This is a genomic window from Paenibacillus sp. NN59, assembly GCF_057597225.1.
Window position 1 is genome coordinate 5,300,710 of sequence record NZ_CP199678.1, and the last position, 13,852, is coordinate 5,314,561.

At 44.9% G+C, this 13,852-nt stretch carries 15 protein-coding genes; 7 read left to right on the forward strand and 8 right to left on the reverse strand.

What is annotated here, in order from left to right; translation table 11 throughout:
- The first annotated feature begins 345 nt into the window (after positions 1-345).
- Complete coding sequence (locus ACT89M_RS23140) at positions 346-1,347, forward strand: NAD(P)/FAD-dependent oxidoreductase (protein WP_090919501.1); 1,002 nt, start codon at positions 346-348, stop codon at positions 1,345-1,347.
- A 76-nt stretch (positions 1,348-1,423) separates the two neighbouring features.
- Complete coding sequence (locus ACT89M_RS23145; protein WP_139168882.1) at positions 1,424-1,675, forward strand: hypothetical protein; 252 nt, start codon at positions 1,424-1,426, stop codon at positions 1,673-1,675.
- Positions 1,676-1,696: 21 nt separating this feature from the next.
- On the opposite strand, the gene sda is transcribed toward ACT89M_RS23145, so the two are convergent.
- Complete coding sequence (sda, locus tag ACT89M_RS23150) at positions 1,697-1,840, reverse strand: sporulation histidine kinase inhibitor Sda (protein WP_024632651.1); 144 nt, start codon at positions 1,838-1,840, stop codon at positions 1,697-1,699.
- 356 nt (positions 1,841-2,196) lie between these two features.
- Positions 2,197-2,856, reverse strand: coding sequence for a YheC/YheD family protein (locus tag ACT89M_RS23155; protein WP_308723072.1), 660 nt, complete (start codon positions 2,854-2,856; stop codon positions 2,197-2,199).
- A gap of 236 nt (positions 2,857-3,092) precedes the next feature.
- Here ACT89M_RS23155 and ACT89M_RS23160 point away from each other — a divergent pair, with 236 nt between their 5' ends.
- Both ACT89M_RS23160 and ACT89M_RS23165 read left to right on the forward strand, forming a co-directional pair.
- Entirely contained in the window at positions 3,093-3,347 is a 255-nt protein-coding gene (locus ACT89M_RS23160; RefSeq protein WP_308723071.1) for a hypothetical protein, read from the forward strand.
- A 25-nt stretch (positions 3,348-3,372) separates the two neighbouring features.
- On the forward strand, positions 3,373-4,902 hold the full coding sequence (locus tag ACT89M_RS23165; RefSeq protein ID WP_308723070.1) for a Ppx/GppA phosphatase family protein: 1,530 nt from the start codon (positions 3,373-3,375) through the stop codon (positions 4,900-4,902).
- On the opposite strand, the gene ppk1 is transcribed toward ACT89M_RS23165, so the two are convergent.
- Positions 4,862-6,943 carry a polyphosphate kinase 1 gene (gene ppk1, locus ACT89M_RS23170; protein WP_090919514.1) on the reverse strand — a complete coding sequence of 694 codons (2,082 nt, stop codon included), beginning with the start codon at positions 6,941-6,943 and terminating at the stop codon, positions 4,862-4,864. The two genes, ACT89M_RS23165 and ppk1, sit on opposite strands and share 41 nt — an antisense overlap.
- Positions 6,944-7,190: 247 nt before the next feature.
- Between ppk1 and ACT89M_RS23175 the strand changes: the two genes are divergently transcribed.
- Together ACT89M_RS23175 and ACT89M_RS23180 are read left to right on the forward strand one after the other, a co-directional pair.
- The gene (locus ACT89M_RS23175) at positions 7,191-7,418 is read left to right on the forward strand and encodes a hypothetical protein (protein ID WP_090919517.1); all 228 of its coding nucleotides are present in this window, start codon (positions 7,191-7,193) and stop codon (positions 7,416-7,418) included.
- A 382-nt stretch (positions 7,419-7,800) separates the two neighbouring features.
- Positions 7,801-8,850 (forward strand): glycoside hydrolase family 53 protein, encoded by a 1,050-nt coding sequence (locus ACT89M_RS23180; RefSeq protein WP_154985062.1) that lies wholly within the window; start codon positions 7,801-7,803, stop codon positions 8,848-8,850.
- Between the two features lie 379 nt (positions 8,851-9,229).
- On the opposite strand, the gene ACT89M_RS23185 is transcribed toward ACT89M_RS23180, so the two are convergent.
- From ACT89M_RS23185 to rarD, 4 genes are all read right to left on the reverse strand, one after another.
- Positions 9,230-9,583, reverse strand: coding sequence for a hypothetical protein (locus ACT89M_RS23185; protein WP_154891063.1), 354 nt, complete (start codon positions 9,581-9,583; stop codon positions 9,230-9,232).
- Positions 9,584-9,590: 7 nt separating this feature from the next.
- Positions 9,591-10,862 (reverse strand): MFS transporter, encoded by a 1,272-nt coding sequence (locus ACT89M_RS23190; protein WP_308723069.1) that lies wholly within the window; start codon positions 10,860-10,862, stop codon positions 9,591-9,593.
- An 18-nt stretch (positions 10,863-10,880) separates the two neighbouring features.
- On the reverse strand, positions 10,881-11,333 hold the full coding sequence (locus ACT89M_RS23195) for an NUDIX hydrolase (RefSeq protein ID WP_308723068.1): 453 nt from the start codon (positions 11,331-11,333) through the stop codon (positions 10,881-10,883).
- Between the two features lie 238 nt (positions 11,334-11,571).
- Positions 11,572-12,450: an EamA family transporter RarD gene (gene rarD / locus ACT89M_RS23200; protein WP_308723067.1), complete on the reverse strand. Its 879-nt coding sequence runs from the start codon at positions 12,448-12,450 to the stop codon at positions 11,572-11,574.
- Positions 12,451-12,674: 224 nt separating this feature from the next.
- Here rarD and ACT89M_RS23205 point away from each other — a divergent pair, with 224 nt between their 5' ends.
- A complete protein-coding gene (locus ACT89M_RS23205) occupies positions 12,675-13,079 on the forward strand; it encodes a VOC family protein (protein WP_308723066.1) in 405 nt (134 codons plus the stop codon).
- 123 nt (positions 13,080-13,202) lie between these two features.
- Here ACT89M_RS23205 and ACT89M_RS23210 read toward each other — a convergent pair whose 3' ends face one another.
- Positions 13,203-13,844: an NAD(P)-dependent oxidoreductase gene (locus ACT89M_RS23210; protein ID WP_308723065.1), complete on the reverse strand. Its 642-nt coding sequence runs from the start codon at positions 13,842-13,844 to the stop codon at positions 13,203-13,205.
- Positions 13,845-13,852 lie beyond the last annotated feature (8 nt).

Below are 13,852 nucleotides of genomic sequence, written 5' to 3' on the forward strand. Positions count from 1 at the left end.
GAAATTAACCACAAGTTTCCACAAAACGAGGTTGTTTCTTAACCTGATATTATGACTCTAATTTTGACAAAAAAACACATAGTACAGGTCAAGGATATCTGTATTTCTCGTAAAGATCAAGGTTTTTTTTGTTATTTTTCATAGCCTTTCATTTCCAATTTCATCCTATTCTCACCAGAACTTCATCATTTATTCTCAGATTAGTGATCCAGCTAACTTTGCAACCCAGATTACACCGTTTATAATAGGAAAGACAGTTTGGCACCCATGCAGATTATGTGACGTAATTTGCAAAAAATAATCACTGTTCTCTACCTATTAAAATAAGAAAGGTGTTGTTGATTTTTGACTGCACAGACGTCCGGTCATGAAATGACCGATTTACTTATTATCGGCGGCGGTCCTGCGGGCCTGTTCGCTGCATTTTATGGAGGTATGCGTCAGGCTTCCGTTACACTGGTTGAAAGTATGCCACAGCTTGGTGGACAGCTCGCTGCCCTCTACCCGGAAAAGTACATTTATGATGTAGCCGGTTTTCCGAAAGTTACTGCTCAGGAACTCGTGAATAACCTGATCGAGCAGATGAGCCACTTTAACCCGAACATTCGCTTGGAAGAAAAAGTGGTATCGGTGGAGAAAAAAGAAGAACAGCATTTCATCGTAAAGACAGATGAGAATGAATATCATGCCAAAGCGGTTATTATCACGGCGGGTGTTGGTGCATTTGAACCTCGTCGCCTTGAACTCGAAGGTGCAGCGAAGTTTGAGAAAACCAACCTGCATTACTTCATCAGTGATTTAAACGCTTTTGCCGGTAAAAAAGTTTTGATTAGCGGCGGGGGAGATTCTGCTGTAGACTGGGCTCTTATGCTTGAGCCGATTGCTGAACAGGTTACTCTGATTCACCGCCGGGACAAATTCCGTGCACATGAGCACAGTGTGGAAAACCTGATGAACTCCAAAGTTAACGTTGTGACACCGACTGAAATTACGGAACTTCACGGAGATGACACCATTACCAAGGTTACTCTTGCTCATGTTAAGACGAAAGAAACACAGGAAATTGAAGTGGATGATGTCATTGTTAACTTTGGTTTCGTATCCTCCCTCGGTCCAATTGCTGAATGGGGTATCGAAATTGACAGCAATTCCATCGTTGTCGACTCCCGCATGGAAACGTCTATTCCGGGTATTTTTGCTGCCGGCGATATTACGACGTATCCAGGCAAGCTGAAACTGATTGCTGTTGGCTTCGGCGAAGCTCCAACTGCGGTAAATAATGCAAAAGTATACTTTGATCCGGATGCCAAATTGTCTCCTGGACACAGCAGTAATATGAAACGCTAATTCAAAGAAATCACATAATATGGTACAAAAAAGGGTATCTTACTCCTGAGCAATTTCATGATCAGGAGGGATACCCTTGTCTTATATATGCCCGCTGTGTAACGGTCTGGTTGTACCGGAGCAGGCTTGTCCCCACTGCTTTCAGGGACTGTCAGAATGCGGCAAATTAGACGACTACACCGGACCATACAGCCCCTACGAACTTCAAGCTTCCTCTGACATGGCAGACGAAACCGAGAGCGTTTGCAATCACTTGATGTATTGTCACCATTGTCAGACAAGTATGCTACTGCCTGTCTCTTTATGGGACTTGTCCGGAAACCTGTAACATTGCCTGCAATGAGGATCTCTAGTGAAGTATGGCAGATACGTCAGTACCCAGTTTGCGCTTATGGATTTCTGCCAATAGCAGCGCGATGAAATCTCTTTCGAGATCCAATTCGATCGCTTTATGGTAGGAATCCAACAACATCTCATCGGATAACATAGCCATTTCCCGCCACAACCTTTCCTTTATTTTCCTCAAAACTATCATATCAGAGATCGGACAAGAGAACAAGCGTTCTTGTTATCCACAACGACGTGTGGAAATCCTGTGTATAGTTTGTTGATAATTGGAAAAAACATAGAATATATATCAGTGGATAATGTGGACATTAATTATACACAGGATAGATAACATCTCTATGAAATTCGGGATTCAAAGAAAATTTAGAGCAATTTTCATATTTTCCACGAACGCTCCGAATGTATTACCCAAAAGTGAAAATTTTCAAACGCTTTTCATCCAATTTCTCTTGTATATACTATCGGTTTTTCTCCCGTTTTCTTTAACGTTTCCAGTAATTTTCATTGAGGTCTGGTATTCACTTCCAAAATCCATATTCTGCCCGAATGATCCAGTCCATAATCAAATCCCAACTGTCCTATGCCAGGGAACTGACTTTCCATGATATGTGTGCAAGTCAATGTTAAAGAACGCATCTCCTGCCGCTTGTATCGATTAGCAATGTGAGGCAGGGATAAGGCAAGTGCTCTTTTGCCTGACAGCATGGTTCCCCCCTTACTCAGATTCGTTACACACAGACCTGGACGTGCAAGTCTTCCAACCAAAGAACGAAATACCCAGCCCTGTCCCGTCTTCACTACCTTAACTCTGTAATCCACAGGTCTTCCATGAATGGTTGCGAGATGAATTCCTTGTTGAATGATATATCTTCGCTTGGCCTTTACCCTTACAAGGGAGCGATACATCTTAGTAAAGCTTGCAAAAGAACGAGTAACTTTCATATGTGTATATCTAAAAGCCCCGCCGCTGCTGGATACCCGGATCACGCCATACCCACCGCCTCCAACAACGGGTTTAATATATACCATTCCATAACGTTGCAGCATGTACAGCAGGTTACCTGAATTAAACACTTTTGTTTGCGGGATATGAGCAGCAGCTACCGGATATTTCATCAGTGCAGCAGTTTTCCGCCATTTGCTTGCTAACTGTCTCGACATAGGTTGATCTCCTCTCTCCAAACCATGATCCTTCTTTATACATACTCACTCCAAGCATGGTTTTCTTGGATGATTGTCCAAGGCAAAGGCCCCTTTTCTGTGGAACATGTCCTGCTATGCTAAGCGGATTCCAGGACAAACGCCGGTTTACTTTTCAAACGGTTCAATCTGTCGTATGCTACTAAAGAATGACTTGTTTTGGCTAAAAATGAGGATCTAAGGAGCGTTCAAAAGACATGGAAGCATTTTTCAAATCACTTTATGGCGTGGCCTATTTCGCAATGTCCATTGTATTGGTCGCGGTGACGGTACTTCTCTTCGTGATCGGTATTCGTCTGTTTATCAAAAAACGCAATCGTGGCTTTGCCGTAAGTTGTATTTTATTTGCCTGTTTCATCGTCTTTATCATCGTTGTAATGTTCACCACGCCCTTCTCTGCCACGCCTCCAGGCTCACCGGAAGCCCTGACTGCCCTGTTACATTACGGGTAACCGACCTTTGTAGAAGGAGATGCTTATGACACGAAATAATAAAACACTTGGAATTGTTGATATTGGCTCAAACTCCATTCGTCTAGTGATCTATGAGGTGAGTGAAGACGGAGCGTATCGCATTATTCATGAAGACAAATATGCTGCCCGGCTAAGCGGGGTTGTGGAATCGGATGGCAGTATCCACAGATCATCTCTATCCACTGCCATAACCGTCCTTCGGCAATTTAAAGCCACCTGTGAGACTTATCAGACTGAACTGATTCGGGCGGCAGCAACTGCCGCGATCCGCAATGCGACCAACGCGGAGCAGATTATTGCATGGCTGGAAAATGAGACTGGACTTACGATTGAATGTGTCTCGGGAGATCGTGAGGCCTATTACGGATTCCTGGGCGTGATACAGTCGATTGACCTGACCGACGGTTTTGTCGTTGACATTGGAGGGGGCAGTACGGAGATCACCGTGTTCCGCAATCGCGAAAGATTGCACAGTGTCTCGTTGCCAATCGGTGCCGTGAATTCACATGCCCGTTATGGAGGCGAGGATCAATGGACCGAGGCCAATGAACAATCCCTTTGCAATGAAGTTATTGAAGCATTACAGGGACAGACTTGGACTCAGGAACATCCCGGTTTGCCACTCATTGGACTGGGTGGTACAATGCGTACACTCGCAAAAGTAGAACAAAAGCGTACGCAATATTCTTTGCCGGTAACGCATCACTATGAAATTGGAGAGGAAGCGATGGATAATATCGCCCTTTCCTTGCCCTATCTTACTTCCGCTCAACGCAAAAAAGTGCCAGGTCTTGCTAAGGATCGAGCTGACATCATCGTACCAGGCGTATTGATTCTGCGTACCGTCTTCCGCATGATCCAGGGGGATCGTTATGTGGTAAGCGGAGCAGGACTTCGCGACGGGCTTCTGAGGGATTATCTCGCTGCTGGTCAGCCTTCCACACCTGATGCATTAAAGGATAGCATCCGTAATTTCCTTTATTACGGCCCACCGATCCCGGAGAAACGTCTGAACCGGATTCATCAGGATACGGTTACCTTATACACCGCTTTACAAGAGGCTACGCCTGATGCCTCTGATGAGCGAATTTTGTACACATCCTCTATGCTTCATATGGCTGGCAAACAAATTAACTATTTCCGGTACACGCAACACTCGGCATACTGGATTATGAATGCAAGCATTTACGGTCTGTCCCACAGGGAAACAATATTAAGTGCCATTGCAGCCGACTATCATCCGAAAAAAAGAACGCCTCAACTGCTACAGAAGCATGAGGACATTCTGAAAGATTCGGATACACAGCATGCTCACCGCATCGGCTCGTTACTGCGTGCGGCCGAAGCGATCAATCGTGCAGAGAGCATTGCCGCCATTCACGCGGTCAAAGAAAAAGACTCGCTGCAGGTCACGTTGACCTGTACAGACGAGCCTTTACTGGAACTGAACGGCCTGGAAGATGCCGTCAAAGATTTGCAAGAAGCCTGGGGAGTTACGTTAAAACACTCCATTGTGCGGGCTTCCAAGGGATAATTCCCATCGCCTCCGTCTGACTTCTCAGCGGGGGCTTTTCATTTTTTACGAATATATAATTGCCGTTTGGCATAAGTTCTCTGGCCTTCACATTGTCATTCAATGACAGATTGAGGATATCCACCAGCATTTTTTTCAATGAAGGATCAAATACAGGACACATCAGCTCAATACGTCGATTTAAGTTACGTGACATCCAGTCTGCACTGGAAATGAAAACATCGGGGTTACCGTCATTTTCAAAGTAAAACAACCGGGAATGTTCAAGAAAACGGTCTACAATACTAATGACTCGAATGTTCTCGCTCAGCCCTTCTACACCTGGACGTAAGCAACATACGCCGCGGACAATCAGGTCAATCTGCACCCCTGCCTGCGAAGCTACATATAATTGATCTATCATTTCCTGATGTGATAAAGAGTTGATCTTGGCAATGATTCGGGAACGTTTGCCTTTTAATGCATGCTCTGTTTCTCGGCGAATCAATGTGAACAACTCGTCCTTCATGCCATCTGGCGCAACACGGAATGCTTGCAGTGCCTTCGGGCCGGAATAACCGGTAATCTCGTTAAACAGTTCGGATGCATCCTCACCAATGATCGGGTTAGAGGTGAACAAACCTACATCCGTATACACTTTGGCGGTGCTTTCGTTGTAGTTCCCCGTACCAACGTGAACATATCGGCGCAACCCTTGCTGCTCCCGGCGTACAACGAGAATGATTTTTGCATGTGTTTTCAGACCGACCAAACCATAAACGACATGGCAGCCTGCTTTTTCCAGCTTCCGAGCCCATGCAATATTCCGTTCCTCATCAAATCGGGCTTTCAGTTCCACAACAACGGTAACTTGCTTCCCGCTCTCTGCAGCGAGCGCGAGCGCTGGAATAAGACGTGAGTCACCATTTACCCGGTAAAGCGTCATTTTGATCGCCAAAACCTGTGGATCTTCTGAAGCTTCCAGTATAAAATCTGTCACCGGTTCAAACGATTCATACGGGTGATGAACCAGCACATCCTGTCTGCGAAGCAGCTCAAAATGACTTTCTCTCGGCAGGAACTCAGGCGGGTATACAGGTTGTACAGGACCATATTTGAGATGTGAGAAACCTTCGAGGCTATCTACAAATCCAGCTAAAAAGCTAAGATCCAGCGGTCCATCAATTTCAAAGATCGGGTCTTGAATTTCAAACTCCTCTTGCAGCTCCTGTAGCGCGTCACTCCGGAAATCCTTGCACACTTCCAGTCTGACAGGGGCTCCGCGACGTCTGCGACGCAGCTCTTTTTCGATGGCCTCCAGCAAGTCTTCCGCTTCTTCTTCATTAATGGAGAGATCTGCGTTTCGAGTTACCCGGAACTCCTGCACAGCCAGCGATACATATCCGCTGAACAAGGTGTGCACATGCTGTTTAATCAGGTCTTCGATCAGAATGAAACTTTTTTTCTTGCTATTGGCCCTCAGAGGAACCTTCACAATGCGAGGAAGATTGGAAGGTACCTGCACGATCGCCATAAACGGCTCGCCATCCTGCTCATCTTCTTTTTGCAGCATTACGGACAGATAAACGGACTTGTTATGCACCAGCGGAAAAGGCCGACTCTGGTCGATAGCCATCGGCGTAAGCACCGGAAAAATAATGTCATGATAATATTGATCCATTGCCCGTTGCTGCGTCACATTAAGATCCACATACTCCTGGATGTGCACGCCTTTCTTGGCGAGAAGACGAATGAGCTCACGGTACGTTTTATATTGCTCCGCGACCATGGCCCCGGTTCGTTTAATGAGTCTGCGGTACAACCCCGAAGGGGTATAACCAGTGAAATCTTTTTGTGTGAATCCAGCCTTGATTTTCTCCTTGGTCTCTGCGAGCCTGACACTGACAAACTCATCCAGATTGCTAGCAACAATGCCAAGAAACCTCATCCGCTCCAGCATAGGCGTTGTAGCGTCCTGTGCCTCTTGAAGCACACGCCGATTAAATTCAACCCAACTCAAATCACGATTAACATAGTTGCCTGTTTTAATATCTTTATGCATGTATGGCCTCCGAATGTGATGCATGTCAATTCTTATTTGAACTTCTACTATAATTGTACTATTCGTAATCGACTCCAAGCGTCATCGGAATGTTAACGCAGTGTTAAATTTATGTAAATGATAACTCATGACCGCAACTTTTTCCATCCCTTTACAAAGCACTATAGACAAGGTAAAGTGAACTACAGTGTGATTTGATCGGCTGTCGTTATTATTCCAAATTCACGTTATTTTAAAGGAGTATCTCATGAAATCGAACAAACCTAGAACGTTGCAAAAAAACATCGAGTTTTTCACCGCTGCCCTGTCCCAATGTGTGGTTACCGCATGGCAGGAAGATCCCGCAGGTGTGTATTGTGAAGTCGGTCACGGCATTGTCGAGCAGATCAGTGATGACAGCGTGCGAATTCGCAATGAGGATGGAACGAAAAGCCATTATGCTCGGGACACGACGATGTTTCAAACCGAAAAATAATTTTTGCGTAAATATGAAAAAAAGACTAGCTTTCCGAAACAGAGTGTTGTATACTCTTGCCACAAGGAAAGGAGGTGCGTCAACATTTCTAATGTCATGTTGAACGTGTCCCTTACCCGATCCACTACTTCCAAATAAATTGGATGGTAATGGAGGCGCGGGATACGGATCAATGTTTTAAAAAGCGCCACGGGTAGAAAAGCCGTCTTCGGACGGCTTTTTGTTTTGTCTTTTTCTATATAATACATAGGAATGTAACATGTGAAAAAGATGAGAAGTTAAGAAAACAACCAAAATATTGGAAACGGACCCTTTAGCACCATGATTTCGGAAGGCTATAATGAGGATGCATCTCAACTTATAACCAAGGAGGCATGTTGTTATGTTTAGAAATGTAAGGGGTTTCAAGACAAGCATTTTGCTAGCTTTTGTTTTATTAATCACTTCGATCCTGCTACCTGCAGGTCAGCACGCCAGTGCCGCACCGAGTTTTGCCAAAGGAGCAGACATTAGCTGGGTTCCCGGCATGGAAGCTCAAGGGTACAAGTGGAAAGATAAAAACGGGGTACAACGGGACATCATTGATATCTTGAAAAAGGATTACCAGATTAACTCTGTTCGCATCCGTGTTTTCGTTAATCCTTCGAATGATTATGGTAACGGTTACATGAATAAAGATCGCGCTGCCGCTCTCGCACAACGTGCTAAAAATGCAGGTATGAGTGTCATGCTGACACTGCATTACAGCGATTCCTGGGCAGACCCAGGCAAACAAACTAAGCCAGCCGCATGGAAAAATTATACGTTCCAGCAGTTGATGGATGTTGTCTGGAGCTATACCCGTGACGTTATGACGACCATGCAGAGCAAAGGTGTCACTCCAGACTGGGTACAGATCGGCAACGAAACCAGCAACGGTATGTTGTGGGATGATGGTAAAGCTTCGGTTAACATGAAAAATTATGCTTGGCTCGTGAACACAGGACATAACGCTGTAAAATCCATAAGCAGTGGTACCAAAACGATAGTGCACCTTGCAAACGGAGATGACAATGCCCTGTTTGTCTGGAATATCGGTGGACTGATCAACAATGGGGCCAACTTTGACATGATTGCAATGTCTCTCTACCCTTCTGCTTCCGGCTGGAATACAGCTGTGACAAAAACGGTCAACAATGCAAAAGATATGATTAATCGTTATGGTAAAGAAATTATGATCTCCGAAATTGGCATGGACAATAATCAGCCCGCGGCAGGAAAAAGCTTTGTCGCAGCGATGAAAAATCAGATTCGCAATTTGCCAAGTGGCAAAGGAAAAGGTGTATTCTACTGGGAACCACAAGCTACTCCAGGTTATAATGCTGGTTACACCAAAGGCGCTTGGCAGTCCAATATGATGCCAACGGCTACCATGGAAGGGTTCATTGACTAAGCACAGGAGTTAGAAGCATTTTTGGGGAGGAGACTGCGAGTGGACGTTCCGGGGGGCGGGGCGTTCTTTCGATCGCTGGTTGTCCTCGGATTTCTTTTTTGAATTCCCCTCATAGGGGAAAATCCGATGACAAACGCGAACGCTTCGCTTCTACAGAATCGCTCCCGCCCCCTCCACTACACGCTGCTCCTTAAGGCAGGCTTCTAAAACGTGCTTCGGCTTTTCACGGGAGTATGTGGAAACATTTATAAAAGGCGCCCACCCATTCGGATGGCGCCTTTGGACGTTGAAGAGCGTTATTGCACCCTATTGACTGGGTGCTTGGAGATATCTACGGTTGAGCGTTTCGAGGGGCAAGTTCAAATGATCCTGCTCGAACTTACATGAACACCATAACAGCTATAAGAGATACAAAAAGACTGAGGATAGCAATCATCGCTTGAATACAGCTAAACGATATATTCTCGATCAGGATCATGTGTTTTCTCTGTACAACATACGAAAATAGAAATGAAGGAAGGATAACCGGAAGATATTGATGAAGATCCGCAACACTCGTACTTGGCAATAGTGTGCCAAGATATCCGTTTGTCGTTTCGTTCACGATTAACCACGTATAGATCATGCCACTGATTACTGAAAAAAGAAACGGAGATATGAAACGAATCCTGTTCCCCGGTAGAACGAAACGACCAGGCTTGTGCTCTGACAACTCATCATTAACCATCATCATTCTCCTCCTAATTCATCATTTGACGATTTTGTTCCTGAAATGCCCTAAAATTCAGCAAACCAGCAACAATAGCCAGAATCGTTAGTACAGCTGCAAACAAATAGAGGTTCACGATTCCTATGATTTCAGCAAGCCATGCCATGCCTAGCAAAGATATGCAAAATATGAGATGCATCATGGAGGCTTGAGCTGATAAAACCTTGGGTAACATCGGATTAGCCACACTACTTTGAATCAACGTACGTCGGTTAATCATAGCAAGCTCAGCAAATGGACCCATTAACATGACCAGGAACAACGCAACAAAAGGCTGTGAGTTTAAAGCATAAACGGCAGTTAGGATTCCATACCCTGCCATCCCTATCATCATAACTGAAAAATATCGACGTCCAATGATTCTGCCTAGGGCAAGTACCAGCAAACCACCACTAATGGTTCCAGCAAAATAAGCTGCATTGATGAAGCCCCACCATTCTTCTCCCTGTCCAAGCGCCACTTGCACAAACGCAAGCGTGAAGGCACCTACCCAAATAGAGCCGCCAAGCATGTCGATCATATCCATGAACGTAAGTACTCGCAGACGAGGTGTCTTCCATATCATTTTCCAACCTTCGGTTAACGTGTGCCATCTACTTGTGCCCAGATCAGAAGAAATATCTGCTGCTGCATTCACACGCTTCTCTGGTATCCCTCCATGCGTTGGTTCCTTAACGCCAAGTGTAAATACGGCCGCCAAGCCATAAATAACGGCTGCGATTAGCAACGTTGAACTTGATCCAATAAATGCAACAATTACGCCGCTTAGGCCCCAACCTGCAAATTGTACAACTTGATCGCTGACGCTCATGAGTCCATTGGCTTTGAGTAGACCTTGTTCATGAGTCACCAGTCGTGGAATCAGCGCATTTCGAGCTGGTGTTGTCCACCCATCGAGAAAAGACATCACAAATATAAGCGAAAACACAAGCACTAATGAGGATTCTACGCTATTAAGCTGTATGTACACTGCCAGACAGATGAACAACAAAAACTGCCCGGTTTGTGAAAAAAAGAGTAGACTGGGCAACTTAAAACGCTGAATGAATAGCGGTGCAACTAAACTACTCAACAACTGAGCCCCACTGCGAATCAATGGCAAAAGTGCCGCAGACACAAGCGAATTTGTACGATCCAATACCATAACCGTAAGGGCCATAATATACAATACGTCCGCGGCATTGGCTGCTGTTTGGGTTGTCCACAGATAATAAAAAGCACGGGTTAAATACGAGGACTTCATGAACATCTTTCTCCATTTCTATAGCATGCCGTGAAAAAGCATTAAGGGATACTCTCTTTTAGTAATTATATTATCCGTAATCTGCAACATCACTTCGCGGTCGCGCAATTCCAGCACATCCGATGTAGACAGGTCTTCCGGCGTAATCCACCTCGCGTCTGCAATTTCTATAGTATCCAGTTGCAAAGAACCGCCTATAATCTCACCGATAAAATGGAATAAAACCACCTGTTGCTGAAGACTGCTTGTGAAATTGTAAATTCCTGTTGTGGCTGTAAGTCTAACCTCATATCCCGTCTCTTCTCTGGCTTCTCGGCGTGCCGCATCCATGATGTCTTCCCCATACTCTACTCGACCCGAGGGGAAATTCCATGTATCTCGAACAGATGCTTTGTTCTCTTTGATGATAAGTACTTTGCCCTTATGTAAGATCGAGACACTCACAACCATGATAATTCCCTGCTGCCCCATCACCCTAACCTCCACCGTCGCACAAAGCTTCTTTTCTATAATTAGAACACGTGTTCCTTTATTTGTAAATAAAAAAATCCATCAAATGATCTCCATAACTTTGAACTTAAAATAAAAAAAGCCCTCCTCATCCCCGAGGATGGAAAGGCCACATAAACAGAAATGATTAGACTCTCTCTAATCATTCCATCGCTGTGAACATATTGCATTGATGAACATACGCCGCCACTTTCTGTTTCTAGACGGACTTCGCCAGTTTTGTAGCACGCATCGAAGCAATAGCATAGACGATAAGTGCTACCCAAATGAAGGCGAAACCAACCAGCAACACAGGAGAAACAGTTTCCTTAAACACAAATATGCTCAGGACCAACATAATCGTTGGACCGATGTATTGCACAAATCCGAGCGTGGACAGCGACATGCGGGCAGCTGCACGTGCAAAAAACAGCAGCGGCAATGCGGTTACAACGCCGGAAAGCAACAATTCAAAAAATATTGGCGCTGGCAATGTCCAGGCCGTTGTTTTACCCACAATGCCAAGATAAATCCAGTAACCTAATGCAACAGGCAGGACAACCGCGGTCTCTGACAGCAAGCCTACTGACTCATCTTGCTTGATCTTTTTCTTAGCCAGACCATATAAACCAAAGGATGCAGCCAGTGAAATGGAGATCCACGGGAAACGTCCGTAGTCGATCGTAATAATCAGCACGGCAAGCGCTGCAATAGCAATGGCCAGCCATTGCCCCCGGTTCGGTTTCTCATGAAGGAAAACGACGGCAAGCAGCACATTCAGCAAAGGGTTCAGATAATAACCAAGACTAGTCTCCACCACATGACCGTTGTTCACAGCCCAGATGAAAATCAGCCAGTTGATCGCAATCAACAGTCCACTAGCCGTGAGGGACAGTAAAGTTGAGCGGCTGGTCCAGATTCGTTTTACATCACTCCAGCGGCGCTGGATAGCTACTAGAATCCCCATAAATACAAATGACCACACCACCCGATGTGACAAAATCTCACCAGCCGGCACGTTGTTAAACAGCTTCCAATAAAGTGGGAGAATTCCCCACATGACATACGCAATAATGGCATTAATTAATCCGCTATTCATGAAACATACCTCTCTTTATGATCTCTGTCTGAGTCTCTATTTAATCTCTGATGTCTCAACGGATTATACGCCTCGTTCCTTACATAAGTAAAGAAATACTTATAAAAATACAATTTTGTAACAATATACATAGCAGTCTAAACACACAACTTCATTGAAGTGCATTGCTTCTCTTCATAATAGCGTATAATAAGATAAATTCTTTCTCTATGGGGGCCATGACGATGTCACAAGATATCTGGTTTAACTTGCCGGTCAAAGATGTAGAAAAGGCAACTTCTTTTTTTAATGCAATAGGATTTAAAACGACGAACGTTGGTAGCGAGAGAGCCATGATCTCCATAGGCCAAACTACAATTATGCTTTTTCCTTATGCAACTTTCGAGAAATTTACCGGAGCCAGAGCTGTGGACACTTCGCATAGCGCAGAGGTTATCATCTCCATTGGTGCTGATAGCAGAGAAGCAGTCGACTCCTTTATTCAGAATGTAGAGCGTGCCGGAGGAGGCATCTTTGGCAAGCCAGGAGAGACGGACGGTTGGATGTATGGTGCAGGGTTTTCGGATTTGGATGGTCATCGCTGGAATCTGCTGTACATGGATGAGAGCAAGATGCCAAAGCGTCAATAATGAGCCCAATCATAGATAACATCTGATAGATCATAAATAATTTTACATCAACAAAAACGGACACTCGCTTATCCAAGCAAGTGTCCGTTTGTTTTTAGTTTATCCTACAAACATATCTAATTATTACTTCGCTTCGCCAACTACAGTAAAGCGTTCATTTTTATGCTGCGGGTTCTCAATTTCATCCACAAGCGCAATCGCGTAATCGGCATAGCTGATGTAGCTGTTGCCTTCACTGTTTACCATAATTACATCGTTGCCGGACTGGTATTTTCCAGTACGTACGCCTTCCGGATTGAAGAAACCAGCCGGGCTAAGGAATGTCCATTGAATGCAGGAAGATGCTTGTAAGTCTTGCAGGTTCTTTCCTTGGTTGGATGCTGTTGCTTTGTACGCATCAGGGAATCCAGGGGAATCGACAACACGCAGCGTTTTGGACTCGTCCGTGAACAAGCTTCCCGCACCACCCACAACGATCAGACGAGTGTTAGGAGCATCTTTCAAAATGTTGATCAGGGCTTGTCCAGCTTCCACGTGCAGGTTTTCTTTGCCTGCTGGTGCACCAAACGCATTCACAACCACATCAAAGGCCTGAACATCTGAAGCCGTCAGATCAAATACGTCTTTTTCCAATACATTCAGGCTTTTGTCTTCTAATTTGGATGCATTTCGCACAATCGCTGTTACTTCGTGCCCGCGGTCTACCGCTTCTTTCAAAATAGTACTTCCCGCTTTACCTGTTGCACCAATAATTGCAATTTTCATCGTCAATC